Here is a 24790-nt window from a genome sequence, read left to right as displayed (position 1 = left end):
TTTATGTCTGTGGTAATCAGCGATGCCTGGCGTCAGCGTTTTGGCGGCACGGCACGTCTCTATGGTGAAAAAGCCCTGCAGCTGTTTGCGAATGCGCATGTCTGCGTCGTGGGCATTGGTGGTGTGGGGTCGTGGGCGGCAGAGGCGCTGGCGAGAACCGGTATTGGCGCAATCACGCTGATTGATATGGATGACGTTTGCGTCACCAATACCAACCGTCAAATCCATGCCCTTCGTGATAACGTCGGCCTGGCGAAGTCTGAAGTGATGGCGGAACGCATTCGTCTCATTAACCCGGAATGTCGCGTGACGGTGATCGACGACTTTGTCACGGCAGATAACGTCGCGGAGTACATGAGTAAAGGATACAGCTATGTGATTGACGCTATCGACAGCGTGCGTCCCAAAGCGGCGCTGATCGCCTACTGCCGTCGCTACAAGGTGCCGCTGGTCACGACGGGCGGCGCGGGCGGGCAAATCGATCCGACGCAAATCCAGGTCGCCGACCTGGCGAAAACCATTCAGGATCCGCTGGCGGCAAAGCTGCGTGAACGCCTGAAAAGCGACTTTAACGTGGTGAAGAACAGCAAAGGCAAGCTGGGCGTTGACTGCGTGTTCTCAACCGAAGCGCTGGTCTATCCCCAGGCGGATGGGTCGGTCTGCGCAATGAAAAGTACGGCGGAAGGACCCAAACGTATGGATTGCGCCTCAGGGTTTGGGGCGGCCACCATGGTAACCGCTTCCTTTGGCTTTGTGGCGGTTTCTCACGCCCTGAAAAAGATGATGGCGAAGGCGGAACGTCAGGCCTGAGCCTGACGTGCTGCGTCCAGTACCGCGTCACTGAGCGCGATCAGACCCTGACCGCGTGAGGCGCTGAGCTGCGCGCGCAGCCCGAGCTCATCGAAGAACATTAGCGGCGAATGTGCTAACAATTCTGCCGCGCTTTTCCCTTCCACTGCGGTTAACAGAACCGCCAGCAGCCCGCGCACGATACGGCCTTCGCTGTCGCCGAAGAAGTGAAGCTTCTCCCCGGATACGCTAAACCCGAGCCAGACGCGGTTCTCGCAGCCAGCGATCTCTTTCGCCTGCGCTTTAAGATCGTCTGAAAGCGTGGGGAGCTGCTTGCCCAGCAGGATCAGCTGACGATATTTGTCCTCCCACTGCGTGAGGGGAGCGAAGGTCTGTTTTAAGGTCTCTTCTGTGATGACCGTGCCGAACGGATGTCCGGCTAACGCTGCTTGAGTCATTAATCCACCAGTATTTCAAGGGCGCGGTCAACGGCGCTAATCAGTGCCTCGACATCGCTTTGAGTATTATACGGCGCAAACGAGGCGCGCAGGGTGCCGCTCACGCCGAGCGCTGCCAGAAGCGGCTGGGCGCAGTGCTGTCCTGCCCGCAGGGCAATGCCGTACCCGGCCAGCAGCGTCACCATGTCGCTATGATGAACGCCTGCGAAATCAAAGGCGAGCAGGCTCGAGTCTTGTACGCGGAACGAGCGGAAACCGGGGCGTTTTTTAAGTTCTTCTTCTGCCAGCGTCGCCAGGCCGCGGCTCCAGCTCTCCGCCTGAACAATGTCTGTTTCAGTCAGCCACTCCAGCGCAGCGCTTAAGCCAATCACGCCCGCCACGTTTGGCGTACCGGCTTCCAGACGATAAGGTACATCCTGCGTTTTGAAGCCGTCGAATGTCACCTCGGTAATCATTTTGCCGCCCCCGAGCCACGGCGTCATTTGCGCCAGCCGTTCCGGCTTGCCGTAGAGTGCGCCAATGCCGGTTGGCCCGTAGAGCTTATGTCCGGAGAAGGCATAGAAGTCGATATCAAGCGCCTGCACATCAGCCGGGAAATGCACTACCCCCTGCGCCCCGTCGACCATCACCACCATACCGCTGGCATGGGCAATCTCAATAGCGCGGGCCAGATCCGGGCAGCCACCGGTGACGTTGGACATCTGCCCCAACGCCAGGATGCGGCTGCGTGGGGTAATCAGCTCGGGCAAACGTGCCACATCAGGCAGGAAGTCTGCACCCAACGGAAGTTTGACAATCTGCGCCCCCGTTTGCTCGGCCACCATCAGCCACGGCACCAGGTTAGCGTGGTGTTCCGCCTCGCTGACGATGATTTCATCTCCTGCCTGCAGCCGTGGGCGGGCATAGCACTGAGCCACCATATTAATGGCTTCGGTCGTGCCGCGCGTCCAGACGATACTTTTTCCGCTTTCAGCATTGATCAGGCGTGCAACCTGATCGCGTGCGGCTTCGTAGCGCGCGGTTAAGCGCTGCGCTTCGGCAAACTGACTGCGATGCACGTTCCCGGCGCTCAGGCTGTAGAACTGCTGCGTCGCGTCAATCACCGCCTGGGGTTTCAAAGCGGTGGCGGCGCTATCAAGGTAAACACCGGCATCGGCCAGCGCCGGGAACTGTGCGCGAAACTGCGCAGGACTGAAAGCGTTCATGGGACTCCTCATATCAATAACGCGATCGTCGCGCAATTTCAGCGGCAGGGCAAGGAGGTTGATATCTATCAGATTCGTCTGCTTATCCTGGCGACCTCGTAAAAGCAGGTTATGCTAAATAGTGTTAGGCGGATGTTTTAGCCTGTTATAAATCGAGGTTTGAATAGCATTAATTGCTAAAGGAGAATAATCATGAATAAGACAGCTGCAATCATTTCTGCCTGTGCGTTTACTTTTGCCCTGAGCGCCTGTTCTGGTAACAACTACGTGATGCATACCAACGATGGTCGTTCCATCGTTTCGGAAGGGAAACCGACAACCGATAACGATACCGGGATGATTTCGTATAAAGATGCGAACGGGAACAAGCAGCAGATCAACCGCACGGACGTGAAAGAGATGAAAGAGATCGAGCATTAACCGATCGCAGGCGAAAAAAAAGCACCGCAAGTTGGCGGTGCTACATTAATCACTATGGACAGACAGGGTAAATGTACAGGAAGTGAAAAATTGGTAGCGTTGCTACCGTGGTCTGAATCGCAGACCAATTGCAAACACAACAACACAACATCACAACCGTAAGCCAAAAGCCCTTCAGAACACGCATTCCGAAAAAAGCTCTTCGTTCCGGCTCAGGAAGTGCCGCCACTATAGGTATTTGCTGGTAGTTCCTCAACGGACAAATTATAATGGCTCAGATAAAAAAAACTAATAGGTTAAACGTTGTTTCCTATTTGTTAAATTCAGTTAACATCTAAGCCAGATAACCATGTCAAAGCGATTGCCACCCCTTAATGCATTACGCGTTTTTGATGCAGCAGCACGTCACCTCAGCTTCACCCGTGCGGCAGATGAGCTTTTTGTGACACAGGCCGCAGTAAGTCATCAAATCAAGTCTCTGGAGGATTTCCTGGGCCTTAAGCTATTTCGTCGACGCAATCGTTCATTGCTGTTGACTGAAGAAGGGCAGAGCTATTTTCAGGATATTAAAGAGATTTTTTCCCAGCTCACGGAAGCCACGCGCAAGCTGCAGGCCCGCAGTGCAAAAGGTGCCCTGACTGTCAGTTTATTACCCAGTTTTGCCATTCAGTGGCTGGTGCCAAGACTCTCAAGCTTTAACTCAGCTTATCCGGGGATCGACGTTCGAATCCAGGCGGTGGATCGTCAGGAAGACAAGCTGGCCGATGATGTGGATGTCGCCATTTTTTACGGTCGAGGTAACTGGCCGGGCTTGCGTGTCGAGAAATTATACGCAGAATATCTGCTGCCGGTCTGCTCGCCTCTGCTGTTAACGGGCGACAAAGCGCTGAAGACACCCGCTGACCTGGCGCAGCATACGCTTTTACATGATGCCTCTCGCCGCGACTGGCAAACGTATACCCGTCAATTAGGTCTAAGTCATATAAACGTGCAGCAAGGGCCCATTTTTAGCCACAGTGCGATGGTGCTACAGGCTGCCATTCACGGGCAGGGCGTGGCGTTGGCTAACAACGTGATGGCGCAGTCCGAAATTGAGGCAGGCCGTCTGGTTTGCCCGTTTAATGACGTACTGGTCAGCAAAAATGCATTTTATCTGGTTTGTCATGACAGTCAGGCAGAACTGGGTAAAATAGCCGCCTTCCGGCAGTGGATACTGGCAAAGGCGGCAAGCGAGCAAGAGAAATTCCGCTTCAGGTATGAACAATAACGTTTGTGTGCCGGGCACGCATTAATTCAGGACTTAAACATGACCAGCCGATTCATGCTTATTTTTGCCGCGGTGAGTGGCTTTATTTTTGTTGCACTGGGCGCCTTTGGCGCACATGTATTGAGCAAGTCGTTGGGTGCTGTCGAGATGGGCTGGATCCAGACCGGCCTTGAATACCAGGCGTTCCATACGCTGGCTATTTTCGGACTGGCGGTGGCGATGCAGCGTCGGATCAGCATCTGGTTTTACTGGAGCAGCGTTTTTCTGGCGCTGGGTACTGTGCTGTTCAGCGGCAGCCTCTACTGTCTGGCACTTTCACATCTGCGCCTTTGGGCGTTTGTTACACCCGTCGGCGGCGTCAGCTTCCTGGTGGGGTGGGTATTAATGTTTATCGGAGCTATCCGTCTGAAACGCAAGGGCGTTGTTCATGAATAAAGTTGTTTTATATTGTCGCCCGGGGTTTGAGAAAGAGTGCGCCGCGGAAATTACCGATAAAGCGGCGAAGCGCGACGTCTTCGGCTTTGCCCGCGTGAAAGAGAATGCGGGCTATGTGGTCTTTGAATGCTATCAGCCCGAAGATGCGGATAAGCTGGCGCGCGAACTGCCGTTTAGTTCGTTGATCTTCGCTCGTCAGATGTTTGTGGCGGGTGAGCTGTTGAAAGACCTTCCCCCGGAAGACCGCATCACGCCAATTGTCGGCATGCTGCAGGGCGTAGTGGAGAAGGGCGGCGATCTGCGCGTGGAAGTGGCGGATACTAACGAAAGTAAAGAGCTGATGAAGTTCTGCCGCAAATTTACCGTGCCGCTGCGCGCGGCGCTGCGTGATGCGGGCGTGCTGACGAACTACGAAACGCCGAAGCGTCCGGTAGTACACATCTTCTTTATCGCTCCGGGCTGCTGTTATGCCGGCTATTCGTATACCAACAATAATTCGCCATTCTATATGGGGATCCCGCGTCTGAAGTTCCCGTCGGATGCACCGAGCCGCTCAACCCTGAAGCTGGAAGAGGCCTTCCACGTCTTTATCCCGGCCGATGAGTGGGACGAGCGTCTGGCTAACGGTATGTATGCCGTCGATCTTGGCGCGTGCCCGGGCGGCTGGACCTATCAGCTGGTGAAACGCAATATGTGGGTATCGTCTGTTGATAACGGCCCAATGGCGCAAAGCCTGATGGACACCGGGCAGGTAACCTGGCTGCGTGAAGACGGTTTCCGCTATCGTCCGACCCGTAACAACATCTCCTGGATGGTGTGCGACATGGTTGAGAAGCCAGCAAAAGTGGCCGCGCTGATGGCCTCCTGGCTGGTGAACGGCTGGTGCCGCGAGACCATTTTCAACCTTAAGCTGCCGATGAAAAAGCGCTACGAGGAGGTCTCTCAGAACCTGGCCTACATCCAGGCGCAACTGGATGAGCACGGTATTAACGTGGAGATCCAGGCGCGTCAGCTGTATCACGATCGCGAAGAGGTGACGGTACATATTCGTCGCTGGTGGGCGGCCGTAGGCGGGCGTCGCGACGAGCGATAGCGCGCGCTTTGTTTTGCCCGGTGGCGCTGTGCTTGCCGGGCCAACAAAACCGTGAACCGTTTAACGCTCTAACCGCAACTGCTGCAAATTCCCGTCCAGCTGTAAATCCGTCTGTAACGTCGCCACATCCCGACATATAAACGCCATCTCTTTGTGCGCCTCCAGCTTTTTGCGCCATTTTTCCGGCACGTCATCCAGCCTGGCGTATATCCCCTCCAGACTCTGAAAATCTGTCAGCAGCTGGGCGGCGCTCTTCGGCCCGATACCCGCGACCCCCGGTACCTTCGAGCTGCTAATCCCCGCCAGTCCCCAGTAGTCAGGCAGTTGATCTGGTGAGACGCCAAACTCGCTGGCAATAAATGGCGCGTCCAGCCAGCGTTTCTGGAAGTAATCGCGGATGCGGATGGTGGGAGAGAGAAGCTGGCAGTAGCCTTTATCCGTTGAAACGATAGTGGCCTGATGTCCGGCACTCGCTACCTTGACCGCAAGCGTCGCGGCCAGATCGTCCGCTTCGTTGCCGTGCGCGCCCCAGCAGGGAACGCCGCGTTGTTCAAAGGCCGCGCGAATAACGGGCATTTCGGCATGCAGGTCGTCCGGCATCGGCGCGCGTCCGGCCTTGTAGTCAGGGAGACGCTGGTGTCGCCAGCCGCTGTTCCGCGCTTCGTCATCAAACACCGCCACTGCATGGGTAGGTTCGCTATGGCGAATAAGCTGCTCCAGCGCGTGCAGGCAAGTGTCCTTACAGGGCGTGCCCTGTACCGCATGGATACGGCGAATCAGGTTGAGCGCGTCGACGATAAGTAAATGAACAGCCACAGATAATCTCCCTTAAAGCTAATGGGTAAAGGGTATCACTGTCAGCGGGTTGAGACGAATAGCGTGAGGGAAAACAGGAAGAAGCCTCGCAAAACGAGGCTTCCTGAGAGGCTTAATCGCAGGTCACGATCTTCATCGCCAGGCCGCCGCGAGAGGTTTCGCGGTATTTGGCGTTCATATCTTTGCCGGTTTCGTACATGGTTTCGATAACTTTATCGAGACAGACGCGCGGTTCGCTGGTGCGGCGCAGGGCCATACGTGCCGCGTTCACCGCCTTCACGGAGGCGATCGCGTTACGCTCGATGCACGGTACCTGTACCTGCCCGGCAACCGGGTCACAGGTCAGACCCAGGTTATGCTCCATGCCGATTTCCGCCGCAATGCACACCTGAGCCGGGCTCGCGCCCAACAGTTCAGCCAGACCCGCCGCTGCCATGGAGCAGGCCACGCCGACTTCACCCTGGCAGCCCACTTCCGCACCGGAAATCGACGCGTTCATCTTATACAGAGAACCAATCGCGCTGGCGACCAGCAGGTAGCGCGCCAGAGAGTTGGCGTTGACCTCACGGATAAACTTGTCGTAGTACGCCAGCACGGCCGGAACGATACCGCATGCGCCGTTGGTCGGCGCGGTGACCACGCGGCCCCCTGCGGCGTTCTCTTCATTCACCGCCAGGGCAAACATGTTAATCCAGTCCACGACGGCCATGGGGTCGGTAGTCGTTTTGTCGGTGCTCACCAGCATACGGCGCAGCGCCGCCGCACGACGCGGTACGCGAAGCTTGCCAGGCAGAACGCCTTCGGTAGTGATCCCGCGCTCAATACCGCCGCGCATCACTTCCCAGACGCTGGTGAAGTGCTGTTCAAGTTCCTCTTTGCTATGAAGGGCCAGCTCGTTTTTCATCATCAGACCAGAGAGGGAAAGCCCCGTCTCCTGGCAGTGACGCTGAAGATCCGCCGCCGTTTTGTACGGATACGGCACTTCAACAGAAGAGGTACTGGTTTGACCAAAGTGGTCTTCGTCGACGATAAAACCGCCGCCGATAGAGTAATACGTCTGGCTGTAAACCGCTTTGTCGCCGGCTAACGCGGTAATGCGCATGCCGTTTTCGTGCAGCGACAGGTTGTCCGCATGGAAATTCATGCAATGGTCAACCGGGAATTCAACCTCATGCTCACCGTTCGCCAGCAGCAAACGACCGTGGGTGTTCACATCCTGGATGAAGCCAGGGATCGCATCAATATCAACGGTATCCGGCAGGTTCCCCGCCAGGCCCATGATAATGGCGATATCGGTATGGTGGCCTTTCCCGGTCAGAGAAAGGGAACCGTAAACATCGACAACCACGCGGGTAACGTCATGCAAGATGCCGCGTGCAATCAAGTCGTCCGTGAACTGCTTACCGGCTTTCATTGGTCCGACGGTGTGAGAGCTGGAAGGACCAATACCGATTTTGAAGATATCGAATACGCTAATCATGATGCGTCCATTGCTTTCAGTCAGAGAGGGAGGAGTGCGCCGTCCGAAGACGGCGCGGGTGACAATCAGAACATGGTGTACAGGGAGTAGAAGATCGCAGAGATAGCGATAAGACCCATGATAACCACGAAGACATTACTCACATGGCCGCTGTACTTACGCATAGCTGGCACTTTCTGAATCGCATACATCGGCATCAGGAACAGAATCATCGCGATGACCGGACCACCCAGCGTTTCAATCATACCCAGGATGCTTGGGTTCAGGGTCGCTACCGCCCAGGTGGTGAGCAGCATGAACAGCGCAGTGATTTTATTCAGCTTGCTGATTTCAATGCTCTTGCCTTTACCACGCAGAGATTTAATCACCATACCGTTGAAGCCTTCGCGTGCGCCCAGGTAGTGGCCCAGGAAGGATTTGGTGATGGCGATCATCGCGATGATCGGTGCCATCCACGCAATCAGCGGTGCGTTAAAGTGGTTCGCCAGGTAAGACAGAATAGAGATGTTCTGATCTTTCGCTGCCGCCAGGTCTGCCGGGGAGAGGCTCAGTACGCAGCTGAAGACGAAGAACATCACGGTCAGCACCATCATGATGTGAGCGCGAGCCAGGATGCTGGAGCACTTCTTCTCAGCGCCATTACCGTACTCTTCACGTTTCGCCACCGCGAAAGAGGAGATGATCGGGGAGTGGTTGAAGGAGAAGACCATGACCGGGATTGCCAGCCACAGGGTCATCAGCAGGCCGTTACCGGTTGCAGACGCGCTGCTCAGGGACAGCGTTTCCAGTGCGGCACCGTTCCACTGTGGGATCAGGTAGCAGGCCAGCAGCATCAGTGCAGCGACAAACGGGAATACCAGCACGCTCATGGCTTTCACAATCATCTGCTCACCGAAGCGCACGATGGTCATCATGCCGACAATCAGGATCAGAGACAGGATGGCACGCGGTGGTGGCGTCATGTGCAGCTGGTGCAACATGAAGCTTTCAACGGTGTTGGTGATGGCCACGCTGTAAACCAGCAGGATGGGATAAATCGCGAAGAAGTAGAGCAGGGTAATCAGTTTACCTGCACCCACGCCGAAGTGTTCTTCAACAACTTCAGTGATGTCTTCGCCCGGGTTTTTACCGGACAGCACGAAGCGGGTCAGACCGCGGTGTGCGAAGTAGGTCATCGGGAAGGCGATGATGGCCATGATGATCAGCGGAATCAGACCGCCGACGCCTGCGTTGATAGGAAGAAACAGTACACCAGCGCCGATTGCTGTGCCGTAAAGGCCAAGCATCCACATGGTATCCGTTTTGCGCCAACCACTTCGGGATTCAATCGAAGCAACGGTGCTGGTTTGAGTGGTTTCCATCTATATCTCCTGGAGGAAGCAAATTGTCAGGTTTCTAGTCAAATCCGATGAAAAAGTGCCTGACGGTAATATGAAATTCGTTCAGTGACGGTTTTTTAATAATTTTCGCCCGTAACTATTGGCGGGCGGAAAGATACATTCTCGTTATGAATCTATCAGTGATCCTGATCCCAAATGCAATAATCCACTTATGAAGTGGGCATCTTTAGACCATTTATCTGTTAAAAAAACATCAAAGAGAATTTACGCGCGCGCAGGCTATCACCAACGACATGTAAGCTAAAAGGGCGGCCCGCGAGATAGGTGTCTTTTGCTGTAAAGAAATGGCTTTTTAGGATTTTCTGGCGGGTAATTTAGATTAAGGCTGATAATTTGCGGTTGCTAATGCGAGGTAATCGTTTGCGTTTGCGGCGAGTTTGTTAAAGACATAAGTGATATCTATGAATTGATTCGGTAATAAAAAAGCCGGGACGCACAACAGGGCGTCCCGGCTTTAACGACAACAGACCAACCGTTACGTGCAGATTTCGTAGCACGGAATATAGGCTGAGCCCGGCAACTTCATACGGTGTTGGGCCACAAAGCCCTGAAGCATGTCATCCATGCGACGCATCATCTCCCGGTCACCGTGGATCTTGTACGGACCATACTGCTCAATCGCGCGAATGCCCATCTCTTTCACGTTCCCCGCGACAATCCCGGAGAAGGCGCGACGCAGATCGGCAGCCAGCACTTCCACCGGCTGGTCCGGGTAGAGTTTGAGGTTCGCCATATTTTCATGGGTAGGCTCAAACGGGATCTGCAGATCGGGCGCAATACGAATTGACCAGTTGAAGCTGTAAGCATCGCCGGTATCACGACGATTCTCTTTCACCAGCGGCATCGCTTTTTTCATCTGACGCGCCACTTCCGCCGCGTCATCGATGATGATGCGGTAGTGACGACGCGCGGTTTCTCCCAGCGTATGCACGATAAACTCGTCCAGCACGCGGAAGTAGTCTGCGCTCTCTTTTGGCCCGGTCAGGATCAGCGGCAGAACCTGATCTTTGTTGGCCGGGTTCATCAGAATACCCAGCAGATAGAGCAGCTCTTCCGCCGTGCCCACGCCGCCCGGGAAGATGATAATACCGTGCGCGATACGGACAAACGCCTCCAGGCGTTTCTCGATATCCGGCATGATAATCAGCTCGTTCACCAGTGGGTTAGGCGGCTCAGCGGCAATGATTGACGGCTCGGTCATGCCGATAAACCGACCCTCTTTGTAACGCTGCTGCGCATGACCCACCGCGGCACCTTTCATTGGCGCTTCCATTGCCCCAGGACCACAGCCGGTACAGATATTCAGCTCACGCAGGCCAAGCTGCGTTCCTACCCGGCGGGCATAGAGATATTCGGTTTCGTTAATCGAGTGACCGCCCCAGCAGACCACCATGTTCGGGGCTTCGCCAACGTGCAGGGCACGTGCGTTGCGCAGAATAGAGAATACCAGGTTGGTAATATGGACCGAGCTTTCCAGATCGAGATGCTGGAAACGGCCTGCGTTGTGGATCTGCCCGTTAACAAACAGGATGTCACGCAGTACGGCAAACAGGTTGGCCTGAAGGGAACGAATGATACGCCCGTCAACAAAGGCCTCTTCTGGCGGGTTGATCACTTCCAGTTTCACGCCGCGCTCGCGGCGCAGCACGTTGATATCAAAGCTTTCGAAGCGGGACAGCAGTTCTTTACTGTTATCTGTCAGGCTTCCGGAGTTCAGTACGGCAAGTGAACAGTTACGAAACAATTGATACAAATCGCTGCTGGCCGTGCGTTTAAGCATGTCCACTTCCAGCTGCGACAACATATCCATTGAGCCAAGCGGGCTAATATGTGTAATCAAGTGAGCTCCTTATGGGACGATTATCGTCATTCCCTTTGATTACAATAGCCCTGGCGTGTGAGGTTTCACAACACTTCGGGCGGAATACCGCCCGCATATTGTGAAAAAATTTATATTATTGACGTACCAGGCGACCCGTCGCTGGCACAAAATCAGTGTTGGTGCGCCACGGGTTAATGTCCAGCCCACCACGTCGGGTATAGCGCGCGTAAACGCTCAACTTCTCTGGCTGGCAGAAACGCTGGATATCACTAAAAATACGCTCCACGCACTGCTCGTGGAATTCGTTGTGATGGCGGAACGACACCAGATAGCGCAGCAGCTTTTCGCGATCGATTTTCGGGCCGCGATACTGGATCTGTACCGAACCCCAGTCCGGCTGGTGGGTAATCAGACAGTTGGATTTCAGCAGATGGCTGACCAGCGTCTCTTCAACCACCTTGCCGCTCGCCGCGTTTTCGAGGTAATCGGCGCTGAATTCATAATTCTCCACCTCGATATCCTGATCGTCAATGCAGGTTCCGTTGAAGTGGGCGATCGGCTGCCCTTCCAGTTCGTGCAGGCGATATAGCGAAACGCTGACCTGACCCTGAGCACAGGCGGTTAAATCGCGTTCCAGCGTCTGCTGAACCTCATCCCAGTGATTAAATTTGGTCTGGTTGAAACTGTTGAGATAGAGCTTAAAGCTCTTGGATTCCACCAGATTCTGGCTGGCGTAATCCAGCTCAACGTGTCCGACCGCCACCTGCGGCAGGCCGCGCGCGTTGAGCCAGGAGATTTCATACAGCGTCCAGATATCGCCGCCCACGAACGGTAGTGCGTCCGCGTGCAATCCCAGAGGATCGCGGTTCAGGCTGCGCGGCACACCCTGCAGCAGGCTTGCATCGTAGGTATCGCGGTAATCGGTCGATTTACCCAGCGTTAAGCCGGTTAACGCCTGATGATTTTCGTAAGACATGTTTCATAGCCACTTTACAGGTACACTTATGGGCTGAGTTTATCCTGTCTTACAAGAAGAGAGAAATCGGTGGACATCGAAACTGCAAATGCCCTTACTACCTTCACGACCCGCTATTGCGATGCGTGGCATGAAAAGCATGGAACGTGGCCGCAAAGTGCTGAATTATATGGCGTACCGTCACCGTGCATTATCTCTTCTCAGGATGATTATGTTATCTGGCAGCCGAAGCCGAGTACCGCCGGGCAAAATGTAAATGCGGTTGAACGGGCTATGGACATTGTGGTACAACCAGCGGTTCACGCGTTTTACGTCACGCAATTTGCAGGGGATATGCCCGCTCGCTTGGGTGATTTGACGCTGACGCTGTTGCAGACCTGGAACGAAGACGATCTGCAGCGTGTTCAGGAAAACCTGATTGGTCATCTGGTCACGCAAAAACGCCTTAAGCTTTCTCCGACGCTCTTTATTGCTACGCTCGACAGTGACCTGGATGTGATTTCCGTCTGTAACCTGTCTGGCGAAGTGATTAAAGAGACCATCGGCACCCGCAATCGCGAGACCCTCGCCCCTTCACTTGCGGATTTCCTTACCCGACTTGAGCCTCTTCTGTAATCCATAATGCTACAGCGCGTGTGAGAGATCTCTTACAAGGTTTGTGAGAGATCGCTGGAACATTCAGTATTACCTCATTTAATTAAGATTAATATCACGCTGTTTTTCAATGGATTAGCTGTTTATCGCAGCTTTTATAGGGCTTTCTTACGTCTTACAACGCTCCCCTGGTGGGTTGTAAGACGAAGCGGAATAGCGGATTCTATCTCTGTCGACAGGACGCCGACACGAGAAACGAACATCAGGATGATGGCGTTTCTTACTCAGGACACGTCAGGATGACGCTGCAGGAAGGCTTCAGGATGAAGCAAAGGGATAACGCAGGACGCGTAAGGGACACCTCCAGGAAGGAGAACGAGAGCCGAACAGGACGGTCGGTGGGTCAGGAAGGCCAGGACGTTTCAGGATGAAACAAGCACGTCAGGAAGATGTGTGCAGGATGCGAAAGGTAGACGGATGACCAGCCCTTCGGGCATCAGGAAAAGTTGTCACGGATGAGCAGGGAGCACGAATTGTAGCTGGAATGCTGCGGAACGAACCGGGAGCACTGTTTTTACAGTGCTCCCTTTTTTTATTTCTGCCTCCCGCAATGCTATGCTGCGCGCCGTTCACTTTTTCAGTTGAGGTTACCATGACGCAACACGATAGCATTCGTGCTCAGTTGCACGCCATCGAAGCCCTTTTGCGCCAACATCAGCTGTGGCAAGAGACCGCGCCGCAGCCGGAAGCGTTCGCCAGCACCCAGCCATTTTGTCTGGATACCCTGGCCCCGTTCGAGTGGCTCCAGTGGGTGTTAATTCCGCGCATGCACGCGCTGCTGGAAGGCGGTCATCCGCTGCCGCAGGCGTTTGCGGTCTCTCCCTATTATGAAATGGCCCTTGAGGCGACGCACCCTGCGCGCGCGGTCATGCTGGTTGAGCTGGAAAAACTGGATGCCCTGTTTGCCGGTGAAGATGCATGACGCTTGAGATCCTCTATCAGGACGAGTGGCTGGTGGCGGTGAATAAACCGTCTGGCTGGCTGGTGCACCGCAGCTGGCTGGATCGCGACGAGAAAGTGGTCGTGATGCAGACCGTACGCGACCAGATTGGTCAGCATGTTTTTACCGCCCATCGTCTCGACAGACCGACCTCCGGCGTGCTGCTGATGGGGCTTTCCAGCGAGGCGGGACGTCTGCTGTCTCAGCAGTTCGAACAGCACCAGATCCAGAAACGCTACCACGCGATCGTGCGCGGCTGGCTGACGGACGCCGCCACGCTCGACTATCCGCTGGTAGAGGAGCTGGATAAAATCGCCGATAAATTTGCCCGCGATGACAAAGGCCCGCAGCCTGCCGTGACGGATTATCGCGGCATGGCGACCACAGAAATGCCGGTGGCAACCAGCAAATTCCCCACTACGCGCTACAGCCTGGTTGAGCTTTTGCCCAAAACCGGGCGTAAACACCAGCTGCGACGCCATCTTGCGCACCTGCGCCACCCGATTATTGGCGACAGCAAGCACGGCGATCTGCGCCAGAATCGCAGCGCGGCCGAGCATTTTGGCTGTAACCGACTGATGTTACACGCCAGCGAGCTTAGCCTGACCCACCCGTTTACCGGCGAACCGCTGAATATCCGTGCAGGGCTGGACGATGTCTGGATGCAGGCGCTGTCACAGTTTGGCTGGCTGGGGCAACTCCCCGAAAATGAAAGGGTTGAGTTTGTATCTGTCAACGTTCAGGATGAACAGTAAACGCATTCATAGGGAAAAATATCATGGCTGAAGTAGGCATTTTTGTCGGCACTATGTACGGCAACTCACTGCTGGTAGCGGAAGAGGCTGAGGCGATTCTGGCAAGCCAGGGCCATAAAGCCACGGTCTATGAAGACCCGGAACTGGCAGACTGGGAAAAGTACAAAGATAAATACATTCTGGTGGTGACGTCCACTACCGGGCAGGGCGATCTGCCGGACAGCATCGTGCCACTTTTCCAGGGCATTAAAGACCAGCTTGGCTATCAGCCGGACGTTCACTACGGCATCATTGCCCTGGGCGATAGCTCTTACGCAAACTTCTGCGGCGGCGGCAAGCAGTTTGATGCGCTCCTGCAGGAACAGAGCGCCCAGCGCGTCGGCGAGATGCTGCTGATTGATGCCGGTGAGCATCCTGAACCGGAAAGCGAATCGAACCCGTGGGTCGAGCAGTGGGCTACGCTCCTGAAATAGTTTTCCAGGCCGGGTCAGGCGAAGCCGCCACCCGGCAATACACCCCGCACCAAACCTCAATTCCGTGAACCACCTTCCACTTGCCTGGGCTTATGCCATAAACAACCGCTCGCACACCCTTTAATACTGTGTTTTTGCACGGTGAGAGAACGTGTCACTCCTTCATATACTTTTCCGGTCACTTATAAAACGGCTTCAGGCCGTACCAAAACGACAAAACACATCTCATTCTGATTACCCTACCGGTGCTGTACAGAATGAACCAGGCGAAAGCTATGTTTCAGGAGTGCAACAATGAGTACATTAAGCCACGCAGCGAGCAGCGCTGAGAAGCGCACTAATGCCCGCTACTGGATAGTGGTGATGCTGTTTATCGTCACATCCTTTAACTATGGTGACCGCGCCACGCTGTCGATTGCCGGCTCTGAAATGGCAAAAGATATCGGCCTTGATCCGGTGGGCATGGGTTACGTTTTCTCCGCATTCTCATGGGCCTACGTCATCGGGCAAATTCCAGGCGGCTGGCTTCTGGACCGTTTTGGCTCTAAACGTGTCTATTTCTGGTCCATCTTTATCTGGTCTGCATTTACCCTTTTGCAGGGCTTTGTCGATGTTTTCAACGGTTTTGGCATTATCGTCGCGCTCTTTACGCTGCGCTTCCTGGTAGGCCTGGCAGAAGCGCCTTCCTTCCCGGGAAACAGTCGTATTGTCGCGGCCTGGTTCCCGGCGCAGGAGAGGGGAACGGCGGTGGCGATTTTTAACTCCGCCCAATATTTCGCCACGGTGATCTTCGCACCCATTATGGGCTGGCTGACGCACGAAGTGGGCTGGTCGCACGTCTTCTTCTTTATGGGCGGGCTAGGGATCATCATTAGCTTCGTCTGGCTGAAAGTGATCCACGAACCGAATCAGCATCCTGGCGTAAACAAGAAAGAGCTGGAGTACATTGCGGAAGGTGGTGCGCTGATCAACATGGATCAGAAGTCCGGGAAAGTAAAAGTCCCGTTCAGCCAGAAATGGGCGCAGATCAAACAGCTTGTCGGTACGCGGATGATGATCGGCATCTATCTGGGCCAGTACTGTATCAACGCGCTAACCTACTTTTTCATCACCTGGTTCCCGGTGTACCTGGTGCAGGCGCGAGGTATGTCGATCCTGAAAGCGGGATTTGTTGCTTCGATCCCGGCGATCTGCGGCTTTATCGGTGGCGTGCTCGGCGGGGTGATATCCGACTGGCTGATGCGCCGCACCGGATCGCTGAACATCGCGCGTAAAACGCCGATTGTGCTCGGCATGCTGCTCTCCATGACTATGGTGTTCTGCAACTACGTCAGCGCCGAGTGGATGGTTATCGGCTTTATGGCGATGGCCTTCTTCGGCAAAGGCATTGGCGCGCTGGGCTGGGCGGTGATGGCGGATACCGCGCCAAAAGAGATCAGCGGCCTGAGCGGCGGTCTTTTCAATATGTTCGGCAACATTTCCGGGATTGTTACGCCAATCGCGATTGGCTACATCGTTGGTACGACGAGGTCATTCAACGGTGCACTGATCTACGTCGGCGTGCATGCGCTGGTGGCAGTCCTGAGTTACCTGGTGCTGGTGGGGGATATCAAACGTATTGAACTCAAACCCGTAGTGGAGCGTGGCTGATGACAACGCAATCAAGCCCCATCGTGACTGAAATGAACGTTATTCCCGTGGCCGGGCAGGACAGCATGCTGCTCAATATTGGCGGCGCGCACAATGCGTGGTTTACCCGCAATATCGTGGTGTTGACTGATAGCGCAGGAAATACTGGCGTGGGTGAGGCACCTGGTGGGGAGGTGATCTACCAGACCCTGGTCGATGCCATTCCGCAGGTGGTGGGCCAGGAGGTTGCCCGCCTGAACAAGGTGGTTCAACGGGTGCATAAGGGCAATCAGTCGGCAGATTTTGATACCTTCGGTAAAGGAGCCTGGACGTTTGAGCTGCGCGTCAACGCGGTGGCCGCGCTGGAGGCCGCCCTGCTTGATTTACTGGGTAAGGCGCTGAATGTCCCGGTCTGCGAGCTGCTGGGGCCGGGCAAACAGCGTGATGCCGTCACCGTGCTGGGCTATCTGTTCTACGTGGGCGATCGCACGAAAACCGATCTCCCCTATCTGGCGCAATCACCGGGTAACCACGACTGGTATAAGCTGCGCCACCAGCAAGCCCTTACCCGCGACGCGGTGGTCCGCCTGGCCGAGGCGGCTCAGGATCGCTACGGCTTCAAAGATTTCAAGCTCAAGGGTGGCGTGCTGCCCGGTGAGCAGGAGATTGAAACCGCCCGGGCGTTGAAAAAACGTTTCCCGGAGGCGCGTATCACCGTTGACCCTAACGGCGCCTGGCTGCTGGAGGAAGCCATCAGCCTGTGCAAAGGTCTGGGAGACGTGCTGACCTACGCAGAAGACCCGTGTGGCGCGGAGCAGGGCTTCTCTGGCCGTGAAGTCATGGCCGAATTCCGCCGTGCCACCGGCTTACCGGTCGCCACCAATATGATTGCCACTAACTGGCGCGAAATGGGGCATGCGGTGATGCTGAACGCTGTCGATATTCCGCTGGCGGACCCGCACTTCTGGACTCTCTCCGGCGCGGTGCGTGTGGCGCAGCTGTGCGATGACTGGGGACTGACCTGGGGCTGCCACTCCAACAATCACTTCGACATTTCGCTGGCGATGTTCACCCACGTTGGCGCCGCGGCACCGGGAAATCCGACCGCTATCGACACCCACTGGATTTGGCAGGAAGGCGAAGCCCGCCTGACGAAAAATCCGCTGGAAATCAAAAATGGCAAGATTGCCGTTCCCGATTCGCCGGGCCTGGGCGTGGAACTTGACTGGGACCGTGTCCACAAAGCCCATGAGGCGTATAAAAAGCTACCGGGCGGTGCGCGTAATGACGCAGGCCCGATGCAATACCTTATTCCCGGCTGGACATTTGACCGTAAGCGCCCTGTTTTTGGACGTCACTGATAAAAGGATTACACGATGAGTACTTTTACGACCCCTGTCGTCACTTCCATGCAAATCATTCCGGTCGCGGGTCATGACAGCATGCTGATGAACCTGAGCGGGGCACATGCACCGTTCTTTACCCGCAATATTGTCATTATCAAAGACAATGCCGGCCATACTGGTGTGGGTGAAATTCCGGGCGGGGAGAAGATCCGTAAAACGCTGGAGGATGCCATTCCGCTGGTGGTGGACAAAACGCTGGGTGAGTACAAAAATGTCCTCAACACCGTGCGCAACACCTTTGCCGACCGCGATGCGGGTGGCAGGGGGCTGCAAACCTTCGATCTGCGAACCACCATCCACGTGGTGACTGGGATTGAAGCCGCAATGCTGGATTTGCTGGGCCAGCACCTGGGCGTTAACGTTGCCTCGCTGCTGGGTGAGGGGCAGCAGCGTTCAGAAGTAGAAATGCTTGGCTATCTGTTCTTTGTCGGCAATCGCACACTGACGCCGCTGCCGTACCAAAGCCAGACGAAGGAAGCATGCGACTGGTACCGGCTGCGCCATGAAGAGGCGATGACCCCGGATGCGGTGGTGAGGCTGGCGGAAGCGGCATACGAAAAATATGGCTTCAATGATTTCAAACTGAAAGGCGGCGTGCTGGCGGGTGAAGAAGAGGCAGAGGCCATTTCCGCGCTGGCAAAACGCTTCCCACAGGCGCGCGTGACGCTTGATCCAAACGGTGCATGGTCGCTTGATGAAGCGATCAAAATAGGTAAACAGCTCAAAGGTGTGCTGGCGTATGCCGAGGATCCCTGCGGGGCCGAGCAAGGTTTCTCGGGCCGCGAAGTGATGGCGGAATTCCGTCGCGCCACCGGGCTGCCGACCGCGACCAATATGATTGCCACCGACTGGCGTCAGATGGGGCATACCCTGTCATTACAATCCGTTGATATTCCGCTGGCTGACCCGCACTTCTGGACGATGCAGGGCTCGGTCCGCGTGGCGCAGATGTGCCATGAGTTTGGCCTGACCTGGGGATCGCATTCTAATAACCACTTCGACGTGTCGCTGGCAATGTTCACCCACGTTGCCGCCGCCGCACCGGGCACCATTACCGCTATCGACACCCACTGGATCTGGCAGGAGGGGAATCAGCGTCTGACCAAAGCGCCGTTTGAGATAAAAGGTGGCATGGTGCAGGTGCCTTCAACGCCGGGATTGGGCATTGAGCTCGATATGGACCAGGTGATGAAAGCGCACGAGCTTTATCAGAAACACGGTCTGGGCGCGCGGGACGACGCGATGGCGATGCAGTATCTGATCCCCGACTGGACATTCGACAATAAACGTCCGTGCATGGTACGATAAACGCACTGGGACCGCTCCCATGAGCGGTTCTTTACGTGGTGTATGCTTAACGTAACGACTATGCGTAAGGATGGCTTATGAAAATTGTTATCGCACCGGACTCGTATAAGGAAAGTTTGAGTGCGCTTGAGGTTGCGACAGCGATAGAGCGCGGTTTTCGCGAGATCTTTCCCGAGGCGGTTTACGTCAAACTGCCGGTCGCGGATGGGGGAGAAGGCACCGTTGAGGCGATGATCGCGGCAACGCAGGGGCGAAGGGTACATGTCCCGGTGACCGGTCCCCTCGGCGAGCGGGTGGAAGGATTTTACGGGATTTCGGGTGACGAACAGAGCGCCTTTATTGAAATGGCGGCGGCAAGCGGTCTGGAACTGGTTGCGCCTTCGCAGCGCGATCCCCTGAAAACGACCTCCTGGGGCACAGGTGAACTTATCCGTCACGCGCTGGATGCGGGCGTTAAGCATATCATCATCGGTATCGGCGGCAGCGCCACCAATGACGGCGGGGCCGGGATGATGCAGGCGCTGGGTGCGAAGCTGCTCGACGCCAGTGAACAGCCGCTGGGGCAGGGCGGAGGCGAGCTGGGAAAACTCGCGCGTATCGACCTGAGGGGCCTGGACACGCGTCTGGCCGAGTGTCGGATTGAGGTCGCCTGCGACGTGACCAATCCTCTGGTTGGAAAGGATGGCGCGTCAGCCGTGTTTGGCCCGCAAAAGGGGGCCACGCCTGAGATGATCATCACCCTGGACAATGCGCTTGCTCATTATGCGCGGATTATTGCCCGGGATCTGGATATGGATGTGCTAAACCTTGCTGGCGGTGGTGCGGCGGGGGGCATGGGCGCGGCGCTGTACGCTTTTTGCGGCGCACAGTTGCGCCAGGGCATTGAGATTGTAACCGATGCGCTGCACCTGGCCGACCAGGTGGCCGATGCAGATTTGGTTATCACCGGCGAAGGCCGCATCGACAGCCAGACGATCCACGGCAAAGTCCCGGTGGGGGTAGCGAAGGTCGCGAAACGCTTTAACAAACCCGTTATCGGGATTGCGGGCAGTCTGACGGCGGATGTTGGCGTGGTTCACGATCACGGCATTGATGCGGTGTTTAGCGTGATTTACACCATCTGCTCGCTGGAAGATGCGCTGGAAAATGCCAGCGCGAATGTACAGATGACCGCCAGAAATATCGCGGCGGTGCTGAAAGTGGGGCAGGGAATGTAGTTCTCCCTCTCCCCGTAGGAGAGGGTTGGGGTGAGGGCATCAGGCCGCACCCGCAATCAGGCCGCACCCGCAATCGTAGGCCCGGTAAGGCGAAGCCGCCACCGGGCTTTTATCTCAGCTCCCCAATACCTTCATCGCTTCACGCGTCACGTTATCCATTTCATCCAGCAGCTCCAGAAACTCGGGTTCCAGCTCCGATTCTGGCGTACCTGCGCGCAGTTGCTGCTCCAGCAGCTGGCAGAGATTTTTAAGCCGCGGTACGCCGCTATAGCCGCAGCTGCCGTGAAGCTTGTGGATGGCTTCCAGCAGTTCATCCGGGTGTTCCCCCACAAGCTGTTCTTCAACTTTATTACGAATCTCCGGCAGAAACGCGACCAGCATTTGCAGCATCTCGCGGGCTAAATCGGGTTTACCTGCCGCCTGACGCAGTGCAAGCTGCCAGTCAAAGGTTGCATTTTGATTGACGGTGACCTCAACCGGCTCGCTGGAAACCGTGTAGCTTCCGCCAATATGTCCCGGCTTATAGCGTAACAGCAGGTTATGAAGCTTCTCTTCGTCGATAGGTTTGGCCAGATAATCATTCATCCCGGCGCTCAGTAACTTCTCTTTCTGACCGGCCATCGCATGCGCGGTGACTGCAATCACCGGCGTTTGCTGCTGATGTGGCAGCTGGTGGATCAACTCACAGGCCCGAATGCCATCCATGCCCGGCATCTGAATATCCATCAGAATTAAATCGAACTGCATCTGTTTGGCTTGTTCAACGGCCTGCGTGCCGCTGGTGCACAACTCCACATGCTGAACCTGATCTTCCAGCAACACGCCAATGAGCTTCAGGTTTGCCGGGTTGTCATCAACTGCCATCACGCTCATCGGCAGTTTTTGCTCATCGTTAATCAGCGGAAGGGCATGCTGGCTAAGACGGCAATACTCCGTGAGGGCGGGCAGCAGGCGGGTGGCGGTGAGGGGTTTAAGCAGACACGCGGCTGCCCCGTCGTTTTTCAACTCCTCCGCGTTTATCTGAGCGTGACAGGGCAGCGCCAGCAGCAGATAGTCGGTCATCGACGCGGCTTTCGCCAGCCGCTCCTGCTGCATGGTCAGTTCGCCGGTGAACGTCACCGGAATACCCATCAGCAGAATGTCGTAGTGCTCAACGGCAAGCGCCGAGAAGGTAGGGCTGTAGACTACCTCCAGAGGTGTAGTGCTTAAAATATCCAGCGTGCACTGCGCGGCCGCCGCGTTAGGCTCGACGTAGGCCAGACGCTTACCGTTCAGGCAGCTTGTCACCGGACCGTCGGTCAACGCGTTCGGATTGAGATCCAGGTTAATGTGGAACCAGAAGGTTGAACCACGGTTTGGCTGGCTGTGGAAAGAGATATCGCCGCCCATCTCGTTTACCAGCCTCTGCGTAATCACCAGCCCCAGACCGGTACCTCCATGACGACGGGAGATACTGGCATCCGCCTGGCGGAACGCCTGGAACAGACGCGACTGATCGCGCTCGGGAATACCAATCCCGGTATCGCGGATCTGAACCTCAATCTGTACCTTGTTGTTACTGAGCGCGCGTTTTTCTACCAGAATGTCGATGTTGCCGCTTTCGGTGAATTTAATGGCGTTGCCAACAAGATTGGTAATGACCTGCTGAAGGCGCAGAGGATCGCCGATGACGTTATCCGGCACGTCGTTTTTGATGTTAAGCGTCAGTTCAAGGCCTTTGTCGTGTGACGAGTGGGCGAGCAGCGTGACCACTTCATCGAGCGTACCGCGCAGCGGGAACGGTATGCTCTCCAGAATAAGCTTGCCCGCCTCCAGCTTGGAGAAGTCCAGCACGTCGTTAATGATCGCCAGCAGGTTGTTGGCCGAACGTTCAATGGTGTGCAGGTGATCGCGCTGCGTCGGGTTAAGCTCGCTTTTCAGCGTCAGGCGGGTAAAGCCGATCACCCCATTGAGCGGCGTACGCAGCTCGTGCGACATATTTGGCAAGGAATTCAGATTTAATCCGCGCCGCTTCCTGGGCGCGCTTTTTCGCCAGATCCAGCTCAACGTTCTGGATCTCCATCTGCTCCAGCGTTTCGCGCAGGTCAGACGTCGCCTGGTCAACGTTATGTTGCATCTCTTCGTGATAGGCCGCCAGCGACATGGCCATCGAGTTGATGCCGTTTTTCAGCATATCCAGCTCGCCCAGCATAAAACCTTCTACGCGGCTGTCGAGCTGTCCCCGGCGGATGCGGTCAACAGTATTGACCATATTGCGGATGGGGCCCGTTACGTCGCGCATCAGGCGCCAGCCGAAGATCAGTGCAATACCAATACAGAACAGCATCATCACGCCAGAGATAAAAATCTCTTTGTACTGCTGTAGCCGGACTGATTTGAGATCCAGCTCCAGCGCCACGTATCCCAGCATGTTATTGCTGGATTTGGCGTCAGATTGCGCAGACTCGTCGGGGGAATAACTTTCCGACACGATCGGCGTGCGCAGGATCATGATATCGCCGCGCCGCAGTACGGTGAGATGGCGCGGGAAAGGTGTACCGTCCGGGATTTTCAGGGCCGCCGGATCGAGATGAAAATTCGAGGTGACAAACAGGCGGTTATGTTCGTCGTAAACGGAAATGGCGCGTACGATGTCCGAGTGGCGTCGGTGAAGCACGCTGATTAACTGCCCAATGGATTCGCGGTTTTGCAGGTTCATCCCGTACTCGCTTGAGACGGCGAGCGGTTCGATGATGCTGGCGCCTGCATCCTCCAGCTGTCGCTGCAAATCGTTATAGCGGTGCACCACAAAGAAGATACTCAGCAGCAAACCGATGAGAACGGTGGGGGCGAGGATCAAAATCATCATGCGCGCGCGCAGGCTGTAGTTGGTCATGGCGTTCCGTTATGGGACAATTAAGATAATTATGTTTATGTGAGAAAAATCTCGGCGATGGCGCAATTCTACTCTGCAAAACGACGCGTGACGACGCGTCAAATCATTACTGTTGAAGCCACAGACCTTGACCCGTTTGGTCAGGGGGTGGCTCATCACAATGGTAAGACTCTGTTTATAACAGGTTTGCTGCCAACAGAACGAGCAGAAATTACGCTGACGGAAGACAAACGCCAGTACGCGCGCGGACAGGTGAAGCGTCGCCTCAACGATAGCCCGGCGCGCGTTGCGCCACGCTGTCCGCATTTTGGCGTTTGCGGAGGCTGCCAGCAACAGCATGCGAGCACAGAATTACAGCAAAAAAGCAAAAGCCGCGCCCTGGCGCGTCTGCTGAAGCACGACGTGAACGAAGTTATTGCTGATCAGCCCTGGGGCTACCGTCGCCGCGCGCGTCTGAGTCTGAGCTATCAGCCCAAAACGGCGCGGCTGGAGATGGGTTTTCGCAAAGCGGCCTCCAGCGATATTGTTGATGTGAAGCAGTGCCCTGTTTTGGTGCCCCATCTTGAGGCATTGCTTCCGCACGTGCGCACTTGCCTCTCAGGACTGGACGGCGTTCGCCATCTTGGGCATGTCGAACTGGTCATGGCCAATAATGGCCCGCTGATGGTGTTGCGCCACACCGCGCCATTATCGAAAAAAGATCGCGAAAAACTGGAACGCTTTTCGCATTCCCACGACCTGGCGCTTTTCCTTGCTCCACAAAGCGAGATACTTGAACAGGTTACCGGTGATGCGCCCTGGTATGCGTCAAACGGGCTACGCTTAACGTTTAGCCCGCGGGATTTCATTCAGGTAAATGATGGCGTAAACCAGCAGATGGTTGAGAAAGCGCTGGCGTGGCTTGATATACAGCCCACCGATCGGGTGCTCGATCTGTTCTGCGGCATGGGCAACTTCACGCTGCCGCTGGCGCGAAAAGCAGCAAGCGTCGTTGGCGTGGAAGGTGTTGAAGCGCTGGTGGCTAAAGGGCAGGAGAACGCACAACAGAACGGCTTGCAAAATGTGACATTCTTTCATCAAAATCTTGAGGAAGATGTGACGCAACAGCCGTGGGCACAGCAGGGATTTGACAAAATCCTGCTCGACCCGGCACGCGCCGGTGCCCCGGGCGTCATGGCGCATGTGATTAAACTTGCCCCGAAGCGTGTGGTCTATGTTTCCTGTAACCCGGCAACGCTTGCCCGTGACAGTGAGGTATTAATCAGCGCGGGTTACCAAATTCAGCGTCTGGCAATGCTGGACATGTTCCCGCACACTGGGCATCTGGAATCGATGGTGTTGTTCGAGCACATCTAATTTGTTTGGCTTGTCG

At 55.6% G+C, this 24790-nt stretch carries 21 protein-coding genes and 1 pseudogene; 14 read left to right on the top strand and 8 right to left on the bottom strand.

The genetic code is table 11. The annotated features are described in order from the left end of the window. Positions 1-3 precede the first annotated feature (3 nt). Entirely contained in the window at positions 4-810 is an 807-nt protein-coding gene (gene tcdA, locus BFV64_RS18705) for a tRNA cyclic N6-threonylcarbamoyladenosine(37) synthase TcdA (protein WP_014885069.1), read from the top strand. Here tcdA and csdE read toward each other — a convergent pair. Beyond that, the gene (csdE, locus tag BFV64_RS18700; protein ID WP_014885068.1) at positions 801-1247 is read right to left on the bottom strand and encodes a cysteine desulfurase sulfur acceptor subunit CsdE; all 447 of its coding nucleotides are present in this window, start codon (positions 1245-1247) and stop codon (positions 801-803) included. The genes tcdA and csdE overlap by 10 nt on opposite strands. Continuing rightward, positions 1247-2452, bottom strand: coding sequence for a cysteine desulfurase CsdA (gene csdA / locus BFV64_RS18695; protein ID WP_045134125.1), 1206 nt, complete (start codon positions 2450-2452; stop codon positions 1247-1249). Before csdA ends, csdE begins: the two co-directional genes overlap by 1 nt. Before the next feature lie 192 nt (positions 2453-2644). Here csdA and BFV64_RS18690 point away from each other — a divergent pair, with 192 nt between their 5' ends. From BFV64_RS18690 to rlmM, 4 genes are all read left to right on the top strand, one after another. Further along, positions 2645-2872, top strand: a complete 228-nt coding sequence (locus tag BFV64_RS18690; protein WP_008499648.1) for a YgdI/YgdR family lipoprotein — start codon at positions 2645-2647, stop codon at positions 2870-2872. Positions 2873-3221: 349 nt separating this feature from the next. Continuing rightward, positions 3222-4139, top strand: coding sequence for a glycine cleavage system transcriptional regulator GcvA (gcvA, locus tag BFV64_RS18685; protein WP_014885066.1), 918 nt, complete (start codon positions 3222-3224; stop codon positions 4137-4139). A gap of 39 nt (positions 4140-4178) precedes the next feature. Then, positions 4179-4574, top strand: a complete 396-nt coding sequence (locus tag BFV64_RS18680; RefSeq protein ID WP_014885065.1) for a DUF423 domain-containing protein — start codon at positions 4179-4181, stop codon at positions 4572-4574. Then, the gene (gene rlmM, locus BFV64_RS18675) at positions 4567-5667 is read left to right on the top strand and encodes a 23S rRNA (cytidine(2498)-2'-O)-methyltransferase RlmM (RefSeq protein WP_014885064.1); all 1101 of its coding nucleotides are present in this window, start codon (positions 4567-4569) and stop codon (positions 5665-5667) included. Before BFV64_RS18680 ends, rlmM begins: the two co-directional genes overlap by 8 nt. 60 nt (positions 5668-5727) lie before the next feature. On the opposite strand, the gene xni is transcribed toward rlmM, so the two are convergent. The 5 genes from xni to queF all read right to left on the bottom strand — a co-directional run bounded on the left by xni (position 5728) and on the right by queF (position 12161). Next, positions 5728-6483 (bottom strand): flap endonuclease Xni, encoded by a 756-nt coding sequence (gene xni, locus BFV64_RS18670; protein ID WP_023337708.1) that lies wholly within the window; start codon positions 6481-6483, stop codon positions 5728-5730. A 112-nt stretch (positions 6484-6595) separates the two neighbouring features. After that, positions 6596-7963, bottom strand: a complete 1368-nt coding sequence (gene sdaB / locus BFV64_RS18665; protein WP_014885062.1) for an L-serine ammonia-lyase II — start codon at positions 7961-7963, stop codon at positions 6596-6598. A 65-nt stretch (positions 7964-8028) separates the two neighbouring features. Further along, positions 8029-9324, bottom strand: coding sequence for an HAAAP family serine/threonine permease (locus BFV64_RS18660; RefSeq protein ID WP_014885061.1), 1296 nt, complete (start codon positions 9322-9324; stop codon positions 8029-8031). Between the two features lie 514 nt (positions 9325-9838). Beyond that, positions 9839-11203, bottom strand: a complete 1365-nt coding sequence (gene ppnN, locus BFV64_RS18655) for a nucleotide 5'-monophosphate nucleosidase PpnN (protein ID WP_014885060.1) — start codon at positions 11201-11203, stop codon at positions 9839-9841. A gap of 115 nt (positions 11204-11318) precedes the next feature. After that, positions 11319-12161: an NADPH-dependent 7-cyano-7-deazaguanine reductase QueF gene (gene queF, locus BFV64_RS18650; protein ID WP_014885059.1), complete on the bottom strand. Its 843-nt coding sequence runs from the start codon at positions 12159-12161 to the stop codon at positions 11319-11321. Between the two features lie 69 nt (positions 12162-12230). Here queF and syd point away from each other — a divergent pair, with 69 nt between their 5' ends. The 8 genes from syd to BFV64_RS18610 all read left to right on the top strand — a co-directional run bounded on the left by syd (position 12231) and on the right by BFV64_RS18610 (position 20543). Further along, positions 12231-12776, top strand: coding sequence for a SecY-interacting protein (gene syd, locus BFV64_RS18645; protein WP_045134128.1), 546 nt, complete (start codon positions 12231-12233; stop codon positions 12774-12776). Positions 12777-13407: 631 nt separating this feature from the next. Beyond that, the gene (locus BFV64_RS18640) at positions 13408-13737 is read left to right on the top strand and encodes a YqcC family protein (protein ID WP_014885057.1); all 330 of its coding nucleotides are present in this window, start codon (positions 13408-13410) and stop codon (positions 13735-13737) included. Beyond that, positions 13734-14510: a tRNA pseudouridine(65) synthase TruC gene (gene truC / locus BFV64_RS18635; protein ID WP_014885056.1), complete on the top strand. Its 777-nt coding sequence runs from the start codon at positions 13734-13736 to the stop codon at positions 14508-14510. The genes BFV64_RS18640 and truC overlap by 4 nt, the downstream gene beginning before the upstream one ends. Positions 14511-14533: 23 nt before the next feature. Further along, positions 14534-14983, top strand: a complete 450-nt coding sequence (locus BFV64_RS18630; RefSeq protein ID WP_023337703.1) for a flavodoxin — start codon at positions 14534-14536, stop codon at positions 14981-14983. 294 nt (positions 14984-15277) lie between these two features. After that, a complete protein-coding gene (locus BFV64_RS18625) occupies positions 15278-16633 on the top strand; it encodes an MFS transporter (RefSeq protein ID WP_069602344.1) in 1356 nt (451 codons plus the stop codon). Beyond that, positions 16633-17973, top strand: a complete 1341-nt coding sequence (locus BFV64_RS18620; RefSeq protein WP_045134129.1) for an enolase C-terminal domain-like protein — start codon at positions 16633-16635, stop codon at positions 17971-17973. The genes BFV64_RS18625 and BFV64_RS18620 overlap by 1 nt, the downstream gene beginning before the upstream one ends. A 15-nt stretch (positions 17974-17988) precedes the next feature. Further along, positions 17989-19326 carry a glucarate dehydratase gene (gene gudD, locus BFV64_RS18615; RefSeq protein WP_045134130.1) on the top strand — a complete coding sequence of 446 codons (1338 nt, stop codon included), beginning with the start codon at positions 17989-17991 and terminating at the stop codon, positions 19324-19326. 77 nt (positions 19327-19403) lie between these two features. Continuing rightward, complete coding sequence (locus tag BFV64_RS18610; RefSeq protein WP_045134131.1) at positions 19404-20543, top strand: glycerate kinase; 1140 nt, start codon at positions 19404-19406, stop codon at positions 20541-20543. A gap of 114 nt (positions 20544-20657) precedes the next feature. Here BFV64_RS18610 and barA read toward each other — a convergent pair. Further along, positions 20658-23418: pseudogene (gene barA / locus BFV64_RS18605) on the bottom strand (two-component sensor histidine kinase BarA). A 57-nt stretch (positions 23419-23475) separates the two neighbouring features. Here barA and rlmD point away from each other — a divergent pair. Next, entirely contained in the window at positions 23476-24774 is a 1299-nt protein-coding gene (gene rlmD / locus BFV64_RS18600) for a 23S rRNA (uracil(1939)-C(5))-methyltransferase RlmD (protein WP_023331199.1), read from the top strand. The last annotated feature ends 16 nt before the right edge of the window (positions 24775-24790 follow it).

The sequence above is a fragment of the Enterobacter kobei genome, assembly GCF_001729765.1.
Classification (GTDB): Bacteria; Pseudomonadota; Gammaproteobacteria; order Enterobacterales; family Enterobacteriaceae; genus Enterobacter; species Enterobacter kobei.
This window is presented reverse-complemented; position numbering and strand designations above follow the sequence as displayed.

What these genes read in the sequence shown, in the direction of transcription:
- tcdA (WP_014885069.1), top strand. Translation starts at nt 4, where the DNA reads ATGTCTGTGGTAATCAGCGATGCCTGGCGTCAGCGTTTTGGCGGCACG.
- csdE (WP_014885068.1), bottom strand. Translation starts at nt 1,247, where the DNA reads ATGACTCAAGCAGCGTTAGCCGGACATCCGTTCGGCACGGTCATCACA.
- csdA (WP_045134125.1), bottom strand. Translation starts at nt 2,452, where the DNA reads ATGAACGCTTTCAGTCCTGCGCAGTTTCGCGCACAGTTCCCGGCGCTG.
- BFV64_RS18690 (WP_008499648.1), top strand. Translation starts at nt 2,645, where the DNA reads ATGAATAAGACAGCTGCAATCATTTCTGCCTGTGCGTTTACTTTTGCC.
- gcvA (WP_014885066.1), top strand. Translation starts at nt 3,222, where the DNA reads ATGTCAAAGCGATTGCCACCCCTTAATGCATTACGCGTTTTTGATGCA.
- BFV64_RS18680 (WP_014885065.1), top strand. Translation starts at nt 4,179, where the DNA reads ATGACCAGCCGATTCATGCTTATTTTTGCCGCGGTGAGTGGCTTTATT.
- rlmM (WP_014885064.1), top strand. Translation starts at nt 4,567, where the DNA reads ATGAATAAAGTTGTTTTATATTGTCGCCCGGGGTTTGAGAAAGAGTGC.
- sdaB (WP_014885062.1), bottom strand. Translation starts at nt 7,963, where the DNA reads ATGATTAGCGTATTCGATATCTTCAAAATCGGTATTGGTCCTTCCAGC.
- BFV64_RS18660 (WP_014885061.1), bottom strand. Translation starts at nt 9,324, where the DNA reads ATGGAAACCACTCAAACCAGCACCGTTGCTTCGATTGAATCCCGAAGT.
- queF (WP_014885059.1), bottom strand. Translation starts at nt 12,161, where the DNA reads ATGTCTTACGAAAATCATCAGGCGTTAACCGGCTTAACGCTGGGTAAA.
- BFV64_RS18640 (WP_014885057.1), top strand. Translation starts at nt 13,408, where the DNA reads ATGACGCAACACGATAGCATTCGTGCTCAGTTGCACGCCATCGAAGCC.
- truC (WP_014885056.1), top strand. Translation starts at nt 13,734, where the DNA reads ATGACGCTTGAGATCCTCTATCAGGACGAGTGGCTGGTGGCGGTGAAT.
- BFV64_RS18630 (WP_023337703.1), top strand. Translation starts at nt 14,534, where the DNA reads ATGGCTGAAGTAGGCATTTTTGTCGGCACTATGTACGGCAACTCACTG.
- BFV64_RS18625 (WP_069602344.1), top strand. Translation starts at nt 15,278, where the DNA reads ATGAGTACATTAAGCCACGCAGCGAGCAGCGCTGAGAAGCGCACTAAT.
- BFV64_RS18620 (WP_045134129.1), top strand. Translation starts at nt 16,633, where the DNA reads ATGACAACGCAATCAAGCCCCATCGTGACTGAAATGAACGTTATTCCC.
- gudD (WP_045134130.1), top strand. Translation starts at nt 17,989, where the DNA reads ATGAGTACTTTTACGACCCCTGTCGTCACTTCCATGCAAATCATTCCG.
- BFV64_RS18610 (WP_045134131.1), top strand. Translation starts at nt 19,404, where the DNA reads ATGAAAATTGTTATCGCACCGGACTCGTATAAGGAAAGTTTGAGTGCG.
- rlmD (WP_023331199.1), top strand. Translation starts at nt 23,476, where the DNA reads ATGGCGCAATTCTACTCTGCAAAACGACGCGTGACGACGCGTCAAATC.